Origin of the sequence: Mucilaginibacter terrae (genome assembly GCF_042679325.1) — a bacterium.
Lineage (GTDB): Bacteria > Bacteroidota > Bacteroidia > Sphingobacteriales > Sphingobacteriaceae > Mucilaginibacter > Mucilaginibacter terrae.
The window spans coordinates 137,547-153,730 of the sequence record NZ_JBHTMJ010000010.1 but is presented as its reverse complement, the minus strand read 5'-3'; the positions used below and the strand labels follow the sequence as shown (position 1 = coordinate 153,730).

Annotated in this window: 16 protein-coding genes and 1 pseudogene; 5 read left to right on the top strand and 12 right to left on the bottom strand. The window is 42.2% G+C overall.

Features of this window, described 5'->3' with window-relative positions:
• Positions 1-76 precede the first annotated feature (76 nt).
• The 12 genes from lptC to upp all read right to left on the bottom strand — a co-directional run bounded on the left by lptC (position 77) and on the right by upp (position 10,119).
• Positions 77-661 carry an LPS export ABC transporter periplasmic protein LptC gene (lptC, locus tag ACFQ3S_RS09265; protein ID WP_377163589.1) on the bottom strand — a complete coding sequence of 195 codons (585 nt, stop codon included), beginning with the start codon at positions 659-661 and terminating at the stop codon, positions 77-79.
• On the bottom strand, positions 654-1,961 hold the full coding sequence (locus ACFQ3S_RS09260) for a hypothetical protein (protein WP_377163587.1): 1,308 nt from the start codon (positions 1,959-1,961) through the stop codon (positions 654-656). The genes lptC and ACFQ3S_RS09260 overlap by 8 nt, the downstream gene beginning before the upstream one ends.
• Positions 1,954-2,697 (bottom strand): type III pantothenate kinase, encoded by a 744-nt coding sequence (locus tag ACFQ3S_RS09255; protein WP_377163585.1) that lies wholly within the window; start codon positions 2,695-2,697, stop codon positions 1,954-1,956. Before ACFQ3S_RS09255 ends, ACFQ3S_RS09260 begins: the two co-directional genes overlap by 8 nt.
• A gap of 1 nt (position 2,698) precedes the next feature.
• Positions 2,699-3,391 carry a phosphoribosylformylglycinamidine synthase subunit PurQ gene (gene purQ, locus ACFQ3S_RS09250; RefSeq protein WP_377163583.1) on the bottom strand — a complete coding sequence of 231 codons (693 nt, stop codon included), beginning with the start codon at positions 3,389-3,391 and terminating at the stop codon, positions 2,699-2,701.
• Positions 3,392-3,436: 45 nt separating this feature from the next.
• Positions 3,437-4,423 carry a DUF6427 family protein gene (locus tag ACFQ3S_RS09245; RefSeq protein ID WP_377163581.1) on the bottom strand — a complete coding sequence of 329 codons (987 nt, stop codon included), beginning with the start codon at positions 4,421-4,423 and terminating at the stop codon, positions 3,437-3,439.
• A 57-nt stretch (positions 4,424-4,480) separates the two neighbouring features.
• Positions 4,481-5,470, bottom strand: a complete 990-nt coding sequence (locus ACFQ3S_RS09240) for a glycosyltransferase family protein (protein WP_377163579.1) — start codon at positions 5,468-5,470, stop codon at positions 4,481-4,483.
• A gap of 184 nt (positions 5,471-5,654) precedes the next feature.
• Positions 5,655-5,834: a hypothetical protein gene (locus tag ACFQ3S_RS09235; RefSeq protein WP_377163577.1), complete on the bottom strand. Its 180-nt coding sequence runs from the start codon at positions 5,832-5,834 to the stop codon at positions 5,655-5,657.
• 2 nt (positions 5,835-5,836) lie between these two features.
• Positions 5,837-6,811 (bottom strand): hypothetical protein, encoded by a 975-nt coding sequence (locus ACFQ3S_RS09230; protein ID WP_377163574.1) that lies wholly within the window; start codon positions 6,809-6,811, stop codon positions 5,837-5,839.
• A gap of 191 nt (positions 6,812-7,002) precedes the next feature.
• Positions 7,003-7,857 carry a UDP-2,3-diacylglucosamine diphosphatase gene (locus ACFQ3S_RS09225; protein WP_377163572.1) on the bottom strand — a complete coding sequence of 285 codons (855 nt, stop codon included), beginning with the start codon at positions 7,855-7,857 and terminating at the stop codon, positions 7,003-7,005.
• Between the two features lie 251 nt (positions 7,858-8,108).
• On the bottom strand, positions 8,109-8,636 hold the full coding sequence (locus tag ACFQ3S_RS09220; RefSeq protein ID WP_377163570.1) for a DinB family protein: 528 nt from the start codon (positions 8,634-8,636) through the stop codon (positions 8,109-8,111).
• Complete coding sequence (locus ACFQ3S_RS09215; protein ID WP_377163567.1) at positions 8,633-9,328, bottom strand: YjjG family noncanonical pyrimidine nucleotidase; 696 nt, start codon at positions 9,326-9,328, stop codon at positions 8,633-8,635. Before ACFQ3S_RS09215 ends, ACFQ3S_RS09220 begins: the two co-directional genes overlap by 4 nt.
• Positions 9,329-9,474: 146 nt before the next feature.
• Entirely contained in the window at positions 9,475-10,119 is a 645-nt protein-coding gene (upp, locus tag ACFQ3S_RS09210) for a uracil phosphoribosyltransferase (protein ID WP_377163565.1), read from the bottom strand.
• A gap of 163 nt (positions 10,120-10,282) precedes the next feature.
• Here upp and uvrB point away from each other — a divergent pair, with 163 nt between their 5' ends.
• From uvrB to ACFQ3S_RS09185, 5 genes and pseudogenes are all read left to right on the top strand, one after another.
• The gene (uvrB, locus tag ACFQ3S_RS09205) at positions 10,283-12,307 is read left to right on the top strand and encodes an excinuclease ABC subunit UvrB (RefSeq protein WP_377163563.1); all 2,025 of its coding nucleotides are present in this window, start codon (positions 10,283-10,285) and stop codon (positions 12,305-12,307) included.
• Positions 12,308-12,389: 82 nt separating this feature from the next.
• Positions 12,390-12,991, top strand: a pseudogene (locus ACFQ3S_RS09200) (Uma2 family endonuclease).
• A 78-nt stretch (positions 12,992-13,069) separates the two neighbouring features.
• Positions 13,070-13,327, top strand: a complete 258-nt coding sequence (locus ACFQ3S_RS09195) for a DUF4834 family protein (RefSeq protein ID WP_377163561.1) — start codon at positions 13,070-13,072, stop codon at positions 13,325-13,327.
• A 1-nt stretch (position 13,328) separates the two neighbouring features.
• Positions 13,329-13,649 carry a hypothetical protein gene (locus tag ACFQ3S_RS09190; protein ID WP_377163559.1) on the top strand — a complete coding sequence of 107 codons (321 nt, stop codon included), beginning with the start codon at positions 13,329-13,331 and terminating at the stop codon, positions 13,647-13,649.
• A gap of 59 nt (positions 13,650-13,708) precedes the next feature.
• Positions 13,709-16,180 carry a YfhO family protein gene (locus ACFQ3S_RS09185; RefSeq protein WP_377163557.1) on the top strand — a complete coding sequence of 824 codons (2,472 nt, stop codon included), beginning with the start codon at positions 13,709-13,711 and terminating at the stop codon, positions 16,178-16,180.
• Positions 16,181-16,184: the final 4 nt, after the last annotated feature.

Here is a 16,184-nt window from a genome sequence, read left to right as displayed (position 1 = left end):
TAAAAAAAATAAATTTTCACTTCATTTAAAAGAGGGCGCAAGATACAACTTTTCATAAAAAGTTTTTAAACAAAATTTACTGCCCAAAGTTTTGATTTACCGGTATTTGGCCGGTAGTATTTTGGATGGTCCATGGGTACATACTTTCGTTACTGCTGGCCCCGGTTCCGTAGAATATAGTACCGTCGGCAAAGGTAATCTGTACCGGCTTGTTACTGTAAAAGATCTTTTTATTCTGGTCCCAGATCAACTCGTCGGATTTGAAGGTTTGACCCTGAATATTAGTAGCTACTACATTGCGACGCAATTCAATAATCTTATCGTTCTGCCGTTCTATACCATAATCGGCCATAATCTGCCCAGCCTCCTTCATCCCTTTAGCCGAATCGTATGATACTATTTTCAGCCCTTTAGGCATTTCCCTAAAGTGCTTATCGGTATATTCGAGCAATAGCGGGGCAGTTAACCTCGATTTTACCTTTGCCGAATCACTGTATATTACATCAAGGCCCGTGGTACGGTTAATAGGCTTGCTTACCTCCTGCGACGATATTTTCTGAATGTCCTTCATATCGTTTTCGCAGGCGCTAAAAAGCAACAGGCCGGCTATAAAAGCCAGCCAGTAACCTTTGCTGATAAGAAATGCAAATATATTAATCAAATTTATATTTATTAAACCAGGTATCATTCAGCGTAAAGCCTATATGTATGGTAAAAAAGTTTTCTCTGATCAGGCTGTTCGATAGTGTGCCGCGTTGTCCGTATTCGCCAGCAAGGTTCACTTTATAAAATGCGCCGCCGTTACGTGGCAACGGCAGGCCTAAACCAAAACTTATGGCCTGTTGTTTAATATCGGTGTTGCTTACCCTAATGTTGGTTTTTTCGAGGCGTACGCCCAGCCGGTAATCAATTAAAGCCAGGTAACTGCGTAAGGAATTATTATTAGGGGTATATTGTCCTCCTATATTTAAGCTTTGGCTGTTTTGTAATCCTTCGTTTACTCCACCAATGGTTAAAGCCGACCAGTTGCCCAAGCTATAATCTGCACCTATTAAAAATTTGCCGTCTTTTTGAAAAGACACCCCAAAATGGTGTATTAAGGGTAGTTTAATTTTTCCGTTAGATAGGATCTGGTTGGATAGGGTGTCAATTGCCGGGGTCTCGGTACTCTCCAGGCCATCAATATTAACCAGGTATTGGCTTACCACATTTCTTATTTCAGATTTTAGACTGGTGTTGGCCGAACCCGAATAGCCAAATATCAAGTGTTTAGTTTCACTTAGGTCGAAATTAACTTGTGTACCATAATCGAAATTTATGCCTCCTACACTGTTACTGCGCTCGCTGCGGGTGTTAATAGCCCCGAACAGGTTAGGTAATTCGGTTGAACGAAATTTACGCAGGTTACCAAATATATAGGATATGTTACCACCAAAAGACAGGTGCTTGCCAATGCCAAACCCGTAACCGGCATAGGCTTTTGATAAACCGCCGTCGCCGTTGTAAATATAATTTACCGTATTGGTATCAATAGTGCCCGAGTTGCTGTAATTATAACCCAGTTCGGAATAAGGCACCAAACCAAAGCTGAGTGCCGAGCGTTTGCTTACAGGTGCTGCAAAATTAAAATGGCTTAAACGGAAGTTGCCGTTACTTTGACCGGTGAGACTACCTTGTTTAAGGGTGGATATATTGCCGTATAAACCAATATCGATACTGGTTAAGTTAATATAGCTGTACGATGCCGGGTTTTGAATGTTAATAGTATTGTAACCACTTAAACGGTTAATAGCGGTTGCTATACCACCCATGGCACGGGTTTGTGGCAGTAAGCCATCATTTAAGGTACCCAGGCCGTATTGCGAGTATGGCGAACTGGTGGTGGCCGTGGCCTGCGCCATGGCGCCTATGGTAAGTACGGTAAATAAAAAAGTAAGACCCGATCTTATATATTTAATCATTATGCTCTTGTATAGCTGCGTTTAATCCTTGCAGAACCAGGTATGGCTCCGTTTTTATATAGCCGGCAAAGATGCTATTTTTCAGCACAGTATCCAAAAAAACACTATCGCCGCCGGTGAGTATAATCTTCAGGTGTTTTTCCTGCTTGTTGTAGCTTTGTATAAATCCTTGTACTTCGTATAACATACCGTTTTGTACGCCCGAGCGTATGGCGGTTTCGGTATCGGTGCCGTAATAATTATTAAACCCGGCATCGGCCTTTACCAGCGGCAGCACCGAAGTATAATGCTGCAATGCCTTGTAACGCATTTGTAAGCCGGGAGATATACTTCCTCCGTAATAATTTGCGCTGGCATCTATTCCATCGTAGGTAATGCAGGTGCCGGCATCTATTACCAGGTTATCATTATTAGGGTACAGGTAACGGGCGCCCATAATTGCGGCCAGCCTATCGAGCCCCAGCGTTTGCGGTGTGCCGTAATGGTTGTGTATGCCGTGAGCCATATCGCGGTTGAAGTATTGTACTTTAACCCGCTCTTCCAGCATACCCAGCCAGGCATCCTTTTCTTTTTTTACGCTTGATACAATGGCCGTGGTAATTATATGGGTTTCAAACAGCTGGCTCACATCGTAATTATGAACCTCGGTGTAATTACCTATCCCCAATAAGTATGAACCGTTAAAAACGGCCATCTTTGTAAAAGTATTGCCAATATCAATGACCAGTTGTGCCATCTCAGGCCTTAACCATGCTCAATATCGACTCAAATATGGCCAGTCCGTCTTCGTTTGCCAGTAAAGTATCGGCGGCACGCTCGGGGTGGGGCATCAGGGCAAACACATTGCGGTTAAGGTTACACACGCCGGCAATATTCTCTAATGATCCGTTAGGATTGGCTTCATCGGTAATGTTACCCGCCTCATCAGTGTAACGGAACAAAATCTGGTCGTTATCTTTCAGTCCTTGCAGCGTATCTGCGTCGGCAAAATAATTTCCCTCGCCATGAGCTATAGGAATCTTTAACACTTTTTGCTCATCAATTTGCGAAGTAAGCAGCGAGTTGCGGGTTTGCGGAACCAGGAATGTGTTGCGGCAAATAAACTTGCGTTGCCTGTTGTGCAGTAACGCGCCCGGTACTAAACCGGCTTCGGCCAGTATCTGAAAACCGTTGCAAATACCCATTACATAACCCCCTTTAGATGCAAACTGTATAACCTCCTGCATAATAGGCGAAAAACGGGCGATAGCGCCGGAGCGCAGGTAATCGCCAAAAGAGAAACCGCCCGGCAGGATAATCATTTCGGAACCCTGCAAATCATGGTCCTTATGCCACAGGCGTACCACCTGCTGACCCATAATTTTTTCGAGCACATAAATAATGTCCTCATCACAATTGGAACCGGGGAAAATAACTACACCAAATTTCATGTTACAAAGCTAATACAACAGGTTGAACCTGAACGAATGTAAAAGTTAAAAATTGTTAAACTGGAAGTAAATAATGCTGGCTATAAGCAAAATAAACAACGTTTCGTACACCCATCGTTTGCCGGCGTACAAAAAATAGTAAGCAAAAAATATAGCTACAGGCACCGCGCACAACAAAAAGTGGCTCAATCCAAACTCGGGCCGCACATAAAAAGATACTGCCGCAATAAGCACCATAAAAAATAATAACTGGAACGCTTTGCGGATGAGCACATAACTTTTAAAGAAATTTTCCTGCAATTTAAACAGCCCTAAAAACACAATAATAACTACAGGGATGAGCAAAATCAAATCGTACTTATCTAAAACCTGCGGCGCCTTAAAGGTAGAACCCAGCGGCAGCCATATTTGATAGAAGTAAGGCAACCTGTCGTTGAGGTAATAAATTACACCTATAAAAAAGAATACGGTAATATAGCCAATAAGCGTAGCCGTCCACTCGCGCCAGTCGAACGGGCGAAAGATGATGAACGCAAACCAAACAGCTGCCATTAAATAAGTAAAGGGCAAATAAATAAGAGAGCCGGTAGCTACCAGCATACCCAGATCGAAACCTAAAGATTTGGATTCTTCGGTCTTATACAAATCGAGCAGTTTAAACAGCATCCAGATGATCACGAAGTTGCACAGCAAAGGCGCGCTCAAAACCAAAAACGGCGTAAACAACCCCGAAAGCACCACATACATTAAGGCCGGCAAAAAGCTGGGGCGGCCTAATAAGTTATAATGATTAATGAGGTAATTAACCAGTACCGATTGTAGCACCACCACCGCGCCTGCCAGTAATACGCTAACCGCGGGTGTTAAAGTATCGGCATAGGCTTGCGGCATTAGCGCGCGAACGAACGGCTCGGTTAAATGCAGCGGTATGGCGGCAGGCGCAAACAGCACATACCCAGCCCGCAATATAAACAGCAAAATTGCCAGCCAGAAAATGTTCAGCGGGTTAAACCGCCTGAAAATATCGATCATGCAGGTGCCATGGTTTCAAGTGGCAATATTACTGAAAATTGTTTAAGCTGGTACAGCTTACCGGCGGGTATATTGTTTAACCAGTTTTTCTACAATCTGCGCGGTTTCGTCGGGGAAGTTGACTTGTACTCTATTGTTGCTGCCTATCCAGTTGTTAATAAGCGGCAGGGTGTGGGCGTTTATGCTGTTAATTACCGGCACGCCCAGTTGTGATGCAGCCAGGGCGTTGCATTGCTGTTCGTACTGGCCCGTCATGGGTACCATCATCACCTTTTTTTGTAAGAACAGCGCCTCGGCCGGCCCCTCAAAACCGCCGCCGGTGAGCAGCCCCTCGCAGGAGGCCATGCTTTGATTGAATCTTGAATTATCGATAGGGAAAATTTGGATATTACCGGTTTGGTAAGGTGTTTTTTGCCGTTTTGAAAAAATATGCCAGGGCACATCAGTGGTTTGGCTCAAAAATTTCACCAGCGTTTTATCATCGTACGCCGGGAGGTAAACCGTATAATGGCCAGCATTAGTTGGTTCCAGCGCACGAATCTCACTACGGATAACGGGCGTATGAATAAAATCGTCGTACCTATCGAAATGGAAACCTACATGATACTCGGTTGGCGAATAGTATTTAAACAACCATTCGGCATAGTTCCAGCTTTTGGGCCTTGGCGTTTTGGGCGACACGAATGAGCATTGGTGACTTAACGATACGGCCGGTATTTTTTGCACCCGGCACGCCCAGGCACTTACAGGTTCAAAATCGTTAATAATGAGATCATACTGGCTGAGCGGCAGGTTATGAATATCCTTCCAGAGCCGCCACAGGTCCATACGTTTGAAGGTAGTCCACTTATCAACCCCTCCCTTTTTACCAAACACAAAGCTAAACCCGTGAAACTGGTGCTTGAGTGGTTGCGATAAAGCCACCTCGGCCTCGGTTCCGCTTACCAGCAAGTCCAGCTCGCCATACTGCTGCAACAGCGGAACAATCTCACGTGCACGGCTGATATGACCGTTCCCTGTTCCTTGTATGGCATAAAGTATTTTCATTTTTTGGCGGCTGGTAACATTGCAAATATAAACGGCTTTTAGGATAAAGCGTTTTTTGTAGGGATAATTTGATTGCAACGGCGTAATTTTACTGCTAATAACTTGCATAATTATCAGATATCATTAAACTAAAAATGGCAATCGAAATTCGATTGCCATTATATTATATTGTAAATATATGTGTTTATCTATTTGAATTTGATACAACAATATTCTTACCCCCAGTTACTTTTAATAATTGGGATTGCATTACTCTATTTCTACTTTGCTTCTTTTCATTCTCCATGTGTGAATGTGTATTAAAAAAATCTTTTAGATTTTTACTTGTTACTCCATTTTGGAGATTGTTAAATTCTTTTTTCATGATTAATAATTTATGTGTTTAGGTACCTCTACTTTATCGCCTGATAAAAATCTAAATCCATTTTCATCAATAACTGCTAATTTAATAACACCTCCTACGGTAGGTATATTTTTTGTATACTTCTGAAAATCAACCTCTAAACGCATCAACAAACTTGCAAGATCTACAGCATGTTGCAAACTTAGATTATTTAAATTGAGTAATTCAATATCTCCATAAAATATATTGTTAAAATAATCATCGTCACGTAATTGTTTTACGAATTCATTTATATTAAAGTTTTCTGGTAATGGAAGTTTGTTTAAAATATTATTAACAAAATCATCAAATATACCGTACATCTCTCTTCCTATACCATAAAGAATCTTTTCACTGATTTTATTTTGTCCATCACAAACTACATTAACCCAATCTTGCTCTTTATTTATGGAAACATAATTATAATTACTTTCATTCAACGTTTCGGCAGATGCTTCAAGTATACTTGCTCTGTAAATATGTGTTAGATGAGTATGTTTTTCATAATACGTAATTATAAATGCCAAGTACCCCATTACTCCGATTTGAGCAATATGTTCCCTTACAAGATTATTTAAGAAATGCTTTACTTGTTCTAACTTTTTTTCTATAGGAATAGCGATATCGTCTATATTAATCTCCGGGTCCAATCTTAAAATTTCAATTATGTCAGAGATACTCTTCCCATTTATATAAGCCATTCCTGTAGTCGTAATGGCAGTAAACCTGTTCAATCTAAAGAGCTTTTCTTCAAAATCTTTAGTGAAAGCTGGCTCTGAATTAAACAGTCCCAAAATATCTTCTGGATTAATTAACTTTTCACCTTGTTGATTATTAGGCTGAGAATCAAGGTACGTAAGGAATTTGTTATAATGTAAGATTGGTAATTGAGATGTTACCAAAGAGTCAGCAATTATAGCGACTCCTTTCTTTGCGACTACGCTTGCAATGAAGGTCATTAATGTGATGTAAGATTAGGCACGTAAGATATTAAAGATTTTAATATTCTAAGTATTAATCTTATAAATTCATTAAAAACAAATATACTAATAAATTTAGTTATATACAAATTTAAACAACATGCACTCCCTGCACTTTTCTACACCTCGCCCCCTGCAACCTCACTCCCCGCAACCCAAACCCAGCTCTTCTATTGCGTATCTACCTTAAACTTCTCCAGCAGCACTTTAATATCAAGGCTATTATTCAGGTCTTCAGTATCGGCTTTGTCTTCTTCGTCGGGTTCGGTATTAAAATCAGCAGCATTATATTTAAAGATGGTCCATTTACCATTAGCATATTCTAACGAAGTGAGACTTTCCACCCAGTCGCCCGAGTTAAGGTACAGTACCGAACCGGGAGCATCGGTAGCCTTAATTTCGCGGATATCGGCGTGATGGATGTGACCGCATATCACGTAATCATATTGCTTGTCAACAGCCAGGTCGGCGGCGGTTTGTTCAAAGTGGTTAATAAACTTCACTGCGTCTTTAAACTTCCCCTTTATTTTTTGCGAAAAGCTCATCTTTTGCCTGCCCAGGGTGGTAAGCAGCCAATTGACCATACTGTTGAGAATGATTAGGGTATCATATCCTACCGCGCCTAATTTGGCCAGCCATTTGGAATGCTGCATGGTTACATCAAACACATCACCATGAAATATCCAGGCTTTTTTGTTATCCACTTCCATCACCAGCTTGTTTAACAACTGGAACTGTCCAAGGTTAAAATCGGCAAACTTGCGGAGCATTTCATCGTGGTTACCGGTGAGATAATAAACCGGCACACCCTCGGTCACAAATTTAAGCAGGCGGCGTACCACTTTCATGTGCGATTCGGGCCAGTACGATTTGCTGAACTGCCAGATATCGATAATATCGCCGTTAAGAATTACTTTTTGGGGGCGGATGCTTTTGAGGTAGCGCAGCAACTCTTTGGCATGACAGCCATAAGTGCCCAGGTGCACATCCGAAATTACTACTATATCAACGTCGCGTTTAGCCATTACGGTTTTTTAAACGTATAGCGTTATTACTGCACATAGGTGCAGCTAAATACAAAGTTAAAAGGTTGATAGTACTACTCGTCGTCATCTTCTTCCTTTACGCTTAGCTCATACGGACTAAGGTAAAAAGCAGCCAACAAAAACAGCAATGCGGTAACTATCAGATAGGGGAACTCGATATTCATAATAACAGGATAAAAGTCAGGTATTTAAATTACTTCCCTGTTAAGACTATATTAAATGTGTGATAGTTACCTCTGTGGAAAACTTTTTTTAATCCTGTTTAATTGTTTGATATGATGCTGTAAGTGTATGCGTATAAATTTCAACCATTGCGGTCCGTTAAGCATGCCCAAACTGGGGTGACTTATCTTATTATCTTTATTAATGCCATTGTGCATAAGTGCCGCCAACTCCTCCACCCGTTTACGCAGGCGAACGATCAAATTGCGGGCTTCTTCCTTGTCTATTTTTTTGGTTAAAGCGGCTATCGCTGGCGGCGCTTGCCTTTTACCCGGCGGTAAACTGCCGATCAAAAAAACGAACATCCCTTTCAGATTCAAACCTTTGTTAGTAATGACCCCCGTTTTACGACAGCATTTTTCGGCCGCTACCGATGAACCTAAACTCGCCTGCATAATATGCGAATACACCTCGGCATAGCTCCATCCACCCATGGGCGGCGTTTGGCCAAACTGCTCATCGGGTATTTCGTCCAGCCAGCTGCGGTACGTATCCAGTGCATCGGTTATGGTTTTATGTTCATCGTTCACGTTCATAATAAGCGGGTTAGTTCATCTAAGCTATGGATCTGCACGGGCACATCATCGGGCTTAGGTGCTTTTAAGGGATTAAAATAGATGGCATCTATACCAAAATTGAGCGCACCATACACGTCAGCCTCCAGGCTATCGCCTATCATCATACTTTCTTCCTTTACTGCGCCGGCCAGGTTAAGGGCATGCTCAAATATAGCCTGATGGGGTTTGTTAAAACCTACTTCCTCGGAAATTATGATATGCTGAAAGTATTTGATCAATCCAGAGCCTTTCAGCTTAACATCCTGCGATTCCCGAAAGCCATTGGTGATTAAGTGCAACGTGTATTTATGCTGCAAGTAACTCAACGTTTCGTGCGCATGCGGAAAAAGATTGGTTTTGGTAGGGCATAGGTTTACATAAGCATCCTCAAAAGTAACCGGTATGGCATCGGGGTGCAAGCCCATGTCTGTAAACGTTTTTTTAAAACGGGTTTGGCGCAGCGTTTCCTTGTCTATCTTGCCCAAATGGTAATCTGCCCACAAAGCATGGTTATTACGGGTATAAGTGGCTATAAAATCGGCGGCGGATGCCAGTCCTAACGTTTCCAGTTCGTGTTGTACAAACAGCTCATGCAGGGCTTCCTCCGCATTACGGTCAAAATCCCAAATAGTATGGTCAAGGTCGAAAAAAAGATGGGTATAATGCTTCATATTTTAACGTGCGGATGTGCAAATATGCAGATGTGCGGATGAATTAAAAAACGGTAAATTGTTTTGAACCTGAATTTGCAGGATTATAGAATTGACAACATCCTACCATCTGCACATTTGCACATCCTTTAATCCGCACATCGCTTCTACACCTTTTCACCAAATGCCAAATCGCCCGCATCGCCCAGGCCGGGCACAATATAAGACTTGGAGGTCATTTCTTCATCTATCGCACCAATCCATAAATTGGCCATGGGCAGGTTGGCGCGCACGTGTTCCACGCCTTCGGCACTGGCAATAACTGCAGCAACATGCAGGGAAGCCAACTGGTACTGACCTAACAACTCCTTGCATACCTGCACCACACTTTGCCCGGTAGCCAGCATGGTATCAATAAGTATCAAAGTTTTACCGTCAAGATTAGGGGTGGATATATGTTCAATTTCTATGATGAAACTACCGGTCTTTTTGGTTTTACGGTGCGCCGTTACAAATGCCGAAGGCGACCTATCGAACATGTTCATAAACCCCTGATGAAAAGGCAAGCCAGCCCGTAGTATGGTACACAGCACGGGTATTTCGGCAGGCACGTTTAATTGCGCTATTCCCAACGGGGTTTGCACCTCAACGGCATCATACTTCAATTTTTTACTGATCTCATAAGCCAGCGCTTCGCCAATACGTTCCAGGTTACGCCTGAAACGCATACGGTCTTGCTGGGTTTCGGCATCGCGCAGTTCGGCCAGGTACTGGTTACAAACCGAATTAATATTGTTGAGTATAAAAAGCATGTGGCCCAGAAGTTTAAGTTTTAGCTGTTAATTGTACGGTATAAAAATAAACCTTTTATAATTATTAAACGTTTATAATCAGGCTTAAATATTTACATATAAGCAACCATTCTACAAAAGCTGTGGTTTAATTTTGCTAATATTTTTCGTATCTTTATCATACATGGATTTTAAAATCAATTCGCATTATATCCCTTCCGGCGATCAGCCTACAGCCATTAAGCAACTGGTTGATGGCGTACAAAGTGCCGAACCTTACCAAACCCTGTTGGGGGTTACCGGCTCGGGTAAAACGTTTACCATTGCCAATGTTATTGAGCAAACGCAAAAGCCTACACTCATTTTAAGCCATAACAAAACCCTGGCTGCCCAGTTATACGGCGAGTTTAAGCAGTTTTTTCCCGACAATGCGGTTAACTACTTTGTATCCTACTATGACTACTATCAGCCCGAAGCCTTTATACCTACCACCAATACCTATATTGAAAAAGACTTACAGATAAACGAGGAGATAGAAAAGCTTCGTTTGCGCACCACGTCTTCGCTCATGTCGGGCCGCAGGGATGTGATCGTAGTGTCGTCCATCTCGTGTATTTACGGTATGGGTAACCCCGAAGATTTTACCAACTCCATATTTAAATTTGCTGTTGGTACGCGTATTAGCCGCAACGCATTCTTGCACCGTTTGGTAGAAATTTTATACGCCCGTACTACTGCCGATTTTAAGCGCGGTACTTTCCGTGTTAAAGGCGATACGGTAGACATTTACCCGGCTTACCTCGATTATGCCTACCGCGTATCTTTTTACGGCGATGACATTGAAGAACTCAGCACCTTTGACCCGGCAACAGGCAAAACGCTGGAAAAAATGCCTAACATGGTACTTTTTCCGGCAACGTTATATGTTGCTCCGCGCGACAGGTTTACCACCAGCATTTGGGCCATACAGGAAGAACTGGAAATGCGCAAGCAGCAATTTATTGGTGAGCAACGCTTTTTAGAAGCCAAACGTTTGGAAGAACGGGTGAATTACGATTTGGAAATGATGCGCGAACTGGGCTACTGCTCGGGTATTGAAAATTATTCCCGCTTTTTTGATGGCCGTAAGCCTGGCATGCGCCCCTTTTGTTTGCTGGATTATTTCCCGGATGACTACCTGATGGTAATTGATGAGAGCCACGTTACCGTGCCCCAAATACGTGCCATGTATGGTGGTGACAGATCGCGCAAAATATCATTGGTTGATTATGGTTTCCGTTTACCGGCCGCTATGGATAACCGTCCGCTTAACTTTGATGAATTTGAACGCCTGGCCCCCCAAACCATTTATGTGAGCGCTACCCCTGCTGATTTTGAACTGGAGAAATCGGGCGGTGTGGTGGTGGAACAAGTGATACGCCCTACTGGGTTATTAGATCCGCTGATCGAAATCCGCCCCATCATAAACCAGGTGGATGACTTGCTTGACGAGGTAGATAAAACCATTAAAATGGGTGACCGTATTTTGGTAACCACTTTAACCAAACGCATGAGTGAAGAGCTGGCCAAATACATGGACCGCTTAGGGATTAAGTGCCGTTACATTCACTCCGAGGTTAAAACTTTAGATAGGGTTGAAATATTACGTGGTTTACGCCTGGGTGAGTTTGACGTATTGATAGGGATTAACTTGTTACGAGAGGGATTGGATTTGCCAGAGGTATCATTAGTGGCTATCTTAGATGCTGATAAGGAAGGTTTCCTGCGGTCGGAACGCTCATTGATACAAACTATTGGCCGTGCTGCCCGTAACGATCGCGGCCGTGTAATTATGTATGCCGATACCATTACCGAAAGTATGCGCGTAACCATTGAAGAAACCACCCGTCGCCGCGAAAAACAGATGGCCTACAACTTAGAGCATGGCATTACGCCAAAAACGGTAGGCAAATCGCGCGAGGCTATTATGGAGCAAACGTCGGTAATGGATTTTAAGGGTGGTACGCAAAAGGCTTACGTAGAAGATGCAGAAGTTACCCTGGCCGCCGACCCCATAGTACAGTACATGACCAAGCCCGAATTAAAGAAGGCCATAGAAAACACCAAAAAAGACATGATGGCCGCTGCCAAAGACATGGACTTTTTAGGGGCTGCCAAACTGCGTGATGAAATGTTTGCCCTGGAAAAAATGATGAGCGAAAAGTTTTAGGTGAATGTGCGGATGTGCAAATGATAGCTGATACATTCAGTTAATTCTATAATTCTGAAAATTCTGATTTATATTTGATATTATGCAGTTTTCCGATTTAGACTTAGATAAGACATACAGCTACGCAGATTACCTACAGTGGACATTTGAAGACCGCCTGGAATTAATTAAGGGTAAGATCTTTAAGATGACACCAGCACCGGCATCTTTGCGCCAACGTTTAAGTGGCGCAATTTTTGGTGAGTTATATATCTTTTTGAAAGGAAAACCATGTGCGGTATATTCTGCTCCTTTTGACGTAAGGCTTTCCTCGAAAAACAATGAGATAGAAGACAAAAAGGTATATACCGTTGTACAGCCCAATATCTGTGTAATATGTGATCCCGCTAAAATTGATAAAAAGGGCTGCACCGGCGCGCCAGATATTGTTGTAGAATTTTATCGCCGGGTAACAACAAAAAAGAGCTGCAAAACAAATACGAAGTTTATGAAGAATCGGGTGTAAAAGAATACTGGATCGCATCCCCTCAATACAAAAGCTTTTTACAGTACACATTAACCGATGCTGGCCTTTATAAAGCATCCCGATTAATGACCACTGGCGACGAAGTAATTACTCCTATCTTACCGGATTTTATTTTAAACCTGGAAACGGTTTTTGAAAATATAGACTATAATTTATGACAAACTGATAGCAGAACCAAATCATATCCAAACATTTTTTCCGTTATAAACTTATATTTGTAGTCAAATTTTCACCGGATGTTATTAATACGTTTCCTGATCATTGCCATTTGTGTTTTATATATTGTTCGCAGCCTGGCGCGTATATTTTTGCCTATGCTGTTTCAAAGCATGGTAAACAAAGCACAACAGCAACAAAATACCCATCAATACAAAGAACAACGCCCTAATCAAACCGAAAGCAAGATCAAAGTCGACTTTGTACCTCCATCCTCAAAGAACACTATACCTGATAACGAGGGCGATTTTATTGATTACGAGGAGGTGAAAAAATAACATGAAACCACCCGAAAACGTATTTAGAGATCGTAATTATAGCTTACAAGCAGTAATATCTTTAATTACTGCCAATTACATCGTGTTTGCTATTGCCGTGCAGGCCTCAGTTAATTGTGAACGCATCCATTGGTTTTTATGGCTGGTACTAATAGGTTTAGCTTTATACAATTACTATATTATTAAGCGTAACACCGATGAGTTTGCCGAGAAAAGAACCCAGGTAATTTATGCTACGAGCATTTTAGGAATGGGATTACTGTACTATTTATTAGGAGTAGTTAACCTGCATTGCCATTTAGTTAAACCCCTTATAAACTAATCGTTCCTATTATCGCTCATTTTTATATTTTTGGGGAATAATTTTTTCCCTAAATATAAATGAGTAACTGGTTCAAGCGCAATGGCATTCACTTTGCCATCTTCGGAATTTTTTTAGCAATATGTTTCTTTTACTTTACTCCTGCATTTCAGGGTAAAGCCCTCAATCAGGGCGATGTGCTCAGGGCGCAATCAACACAAAAAGAAATAATGGACGTGAAGGACAAAACCGGTAAAGCACCGCTTTGGACCAACGGCATGTTCAGTGGTATGCCCTCTTACCAGGTATGGGCGCCTTATTCAAGCAATATAACTACATACGTGGTTAGCACGCTTAAAGCGGTGTTCCCTAACCCGGTGGATACTGTGTTATTATTATTGCTGGGCACCTACTTTTTATTATCGGTATTAAAGCTTAACCCCTGGCTTGCAGCTGCGGGTGCTATAGCTTTTGCCTTTTCATCGTATAACTTCATATTAATTGATGCCGGGCATGCCAACCAGGTATTTGCCATTGCATTTTTTGCGCCTATCATAGCCAGTATTATTATGGCGTTCAGAGGGCAATACCTGTTAGGTTCAGCGCTTACAGCATTTTTCCTGGCAATGGAAATCAGGTCGAACCATATTCAAATGACCTATTACCTGATGCTGGCCCTCATTATTTTTGTGTGTATTGAAATGTACCACGCATTTAAGAACAAGCAAACTAAACCTTTCTTTAAAAGCATTGGATACTTAAGCGCGGCTACTATTTTGGCTATTGCCGTAAACGCTGGCTCGTTATGGACCACCTACGAATATGGTAACGAATCCATTCGTGGAAAATCCAACCTCAATGCCAAAACTACCGAGCCATCAAACGGCTTAAGTAAGGAATATGCGTTTCAGTGGAGCCAGGGCATTGGCGAATGCTTTACCTTTTTAGTACCTAACTCCTACGGTGGCGGTAGCCGCAGCACCATTGATGCCGACTCTAAAGTGGTTAAAGTATTAACCGATAAAGGTGTTGATCCTACACAGGCAGCAGGATTTGCTCAGCAAATGCCATCATACTGGGGAGCTAAACCTTTTACCGAAGGGCCTTCTTACTTTGGCGCTGTAGTTTGCTTCTTGTTTGTATTTGGCTTAATTGCAGTTAAGAGCCGCTTAAAATGGTGGTTATTAGGAGCTTCGGTCTTGACCATTTTACTATCGTTCGGCAGCAACTTTCCGTTACTGTCCGATATTTTCTTTAACTACTTCCCGCTCTATAACAAATTCCGTGCGCTGGATTCTATTTTAGCCATAGCTGAACTTTGCTTCCCTGTATTAGGCTTTTTAGCCGTGCACGAAGCTATCACCACTACCGATAAAGCAGCTATACTAAAAAAGCTGATGATCGCTTTTGGTATCACAGGAGGCATCACCTTAATTATTTGGTTGCTGCCCGAACTATTCTTAAGTTTTAAAACTACCGCACATCAGGATTTTATAGCGACCATGGCACAGGCTATAGGAGGCGATACACCATTTGCCAACGCGATAGCCAACGCGCTGATTCAGGACCGTGCTCACTTAGCTTCTGCCGATGCCTTACGTTCGCTTATATTTATTGCTATTGCCTTTGGTTTGCTCTGGGCTGTGTTAAAGCAAAAAATCAACGCATCCGTTGTGTCAATTGCATTTCTACTTTTAGTGGCTGTTGACCTTTGGAGCGTAGATAAACGTTATTTAAAAGACGATAGCTTTGTAGCTAAAGAAGATTTGGCTAAGCCAAGGGAGCGCGAGGTTGATCAGTTTATCCTTCGTGATACCGATCCTGATTTCCGTGTGTTCGATTTAAGCGAAGGTGATCCGTTTAGCAATGCCAATACCTCTTACTTTCACAAAAGTATTGGCGGGTACCATGCAGCCAAATTAAAACGCTATCAGGAACTGATTGAGAACCAGTTTACCAAGAGCATTAACCAAGATGCATTGGATATGTTGAACGCTAAGTACATCATTACTGCTGATGAAAAATCGGGTAGTGCAAAAATGCAGGCTAACTCTACAGCCTGCGGACATGCCTGGTTTATAAAAAGTATTAAATATGCAGCCAATGCCGATCAGGAAATGGAAGCCATCAGCAGCTTTGATCCTAAAAATGAGGCTATTGTTGACGAGCAATACAAAAGCATGATGAGTAAGCCGCATGCACTTGACCCGGCGGCTACTATTAAATTAACCAGCTACAACCCCGATCATTTGATTTACGAAACAGGCTCACAAACTCCTCAAACTGCGGTATTTTCCGAAATCTATTATGACAAAGGCTGGAAAATGCTGATAGACGGTGAAGAGAGGCCATTTTTTAGAGTAGATTACTTACTGCGTGCTGCCGAAATTCCGGTTGGTAACCACAAGATAGAATTCATTTTTCATCCAACCTCCTACTATGCTGGCGAAGGTATTTCTTTGGCCGGCTCTGTACTATTGGTATTAATGCTGGGCGGTGCTTTTTACATGGAGAGCAAAAAGAAAGGCCAGCTGATAAATAAAGAAGCGTAAGCAA

Coding starts and splice junctions, on each gene's coding strand:
- ACFQ3S_RS09260 (WP_377163587.1), bottom strand. CDS start 1,961: ATGATTAAATATATAAGATCGGGTCTTACTTTTTTATTTACCGTACTT.
- ACFQ3S_RS09255 (WP_377163585.1), bottom strand. CDS start 2,697: ATGGCACAACTGGTCATTGATATTGGCAATACTTTTACAAAGATGGCC.
- purQ (WP_377163583.1), bottom strand. CDS start 3,391: ATGAAATTTGGTGTAGTTATTTTCCCCGGTTCCAATTGTGATGAGGAC.
- ACFQ3S_RS09245 (WP_377163581.1), bottom strand. CDS start 4,423: ATGATCGATATTTTCAGGCGGTTTAACCCGCTGAACATTTTCTGGCTG.
- ACFQ3S_RS09240 (WP_377163579.1), bottom strand. CDS start 5,470: ATGAAAATACTTTATGCCATACAAGGAACAGGGAACGGTCATATCAGC.
- ACFQ3S_RS09235 (WP_377163577.1), bottom strand. CDS start 5,834: ATGAAAAAAGAATTTAACAATCTCCAAAATGGAGTAACAAGTAAAAAT.
- ACFQ3S_RS09230 (WP_377163574.1), bottom strand. CDS start 6,811: ATGACCTTCATTGCAAGCGTAGTCGCAAAGAAAGGAGTCGCTATAATT.
- ACFQ3S_RS09225 (WP_377163572.1), bottom strand. CDS start 7,857: ATGGCTAAACGCGACGTTGATATAGTAGTAATTTCGGATGTGCACCTG.
- ACFQ3S_RS09220 (WP_377163570.1), bottom strand. CDS start 8,636: ATGAACGTGAACGATGAACATAAAACCATAACCGATGCACTGGATACG.
- ACFQ3S_RS09215 (WP_377163567.1), bottom strand. CDS start 9,328: ATGAAGCATTATACCCATCTTTTTTTCGACCTTGACCATACTATTTGG.
- upp (WP_377163565.1), bottom strand. CDS start 10,119: ATGCTTTTTATACTCAACAATATTAATTCGGTTTGTAACCAGTACCTG.
- uvrB (WP_377163563.1), top strand. CDS start 10,283: ATGGATTTTAAAATCAATTCGCATTATATCCCTTCCGGCGATCAGCCT.
- ACFQ3S_RS09195 (WP_377163561.1), top strand. CDS start 13,070: ATGTTATTAATACGTTTCCTGATCATTGCCATTTGTGTTTTATATATT.
- ACFQ3S_RS09190 (WP_377163559.1), top strand. CDS start 13,329: ATGAAACCACCCGAAAACGTATTTAGAGATCGTAATTATAGCTTACAA.
- ACFQ3S_RS09185 (WP_377163557.1), top strand. CDS start 13,709: ATGAGTAACTGGTTCAAGCGCAATGGCATTCACTTTGCCATCTTCGGA.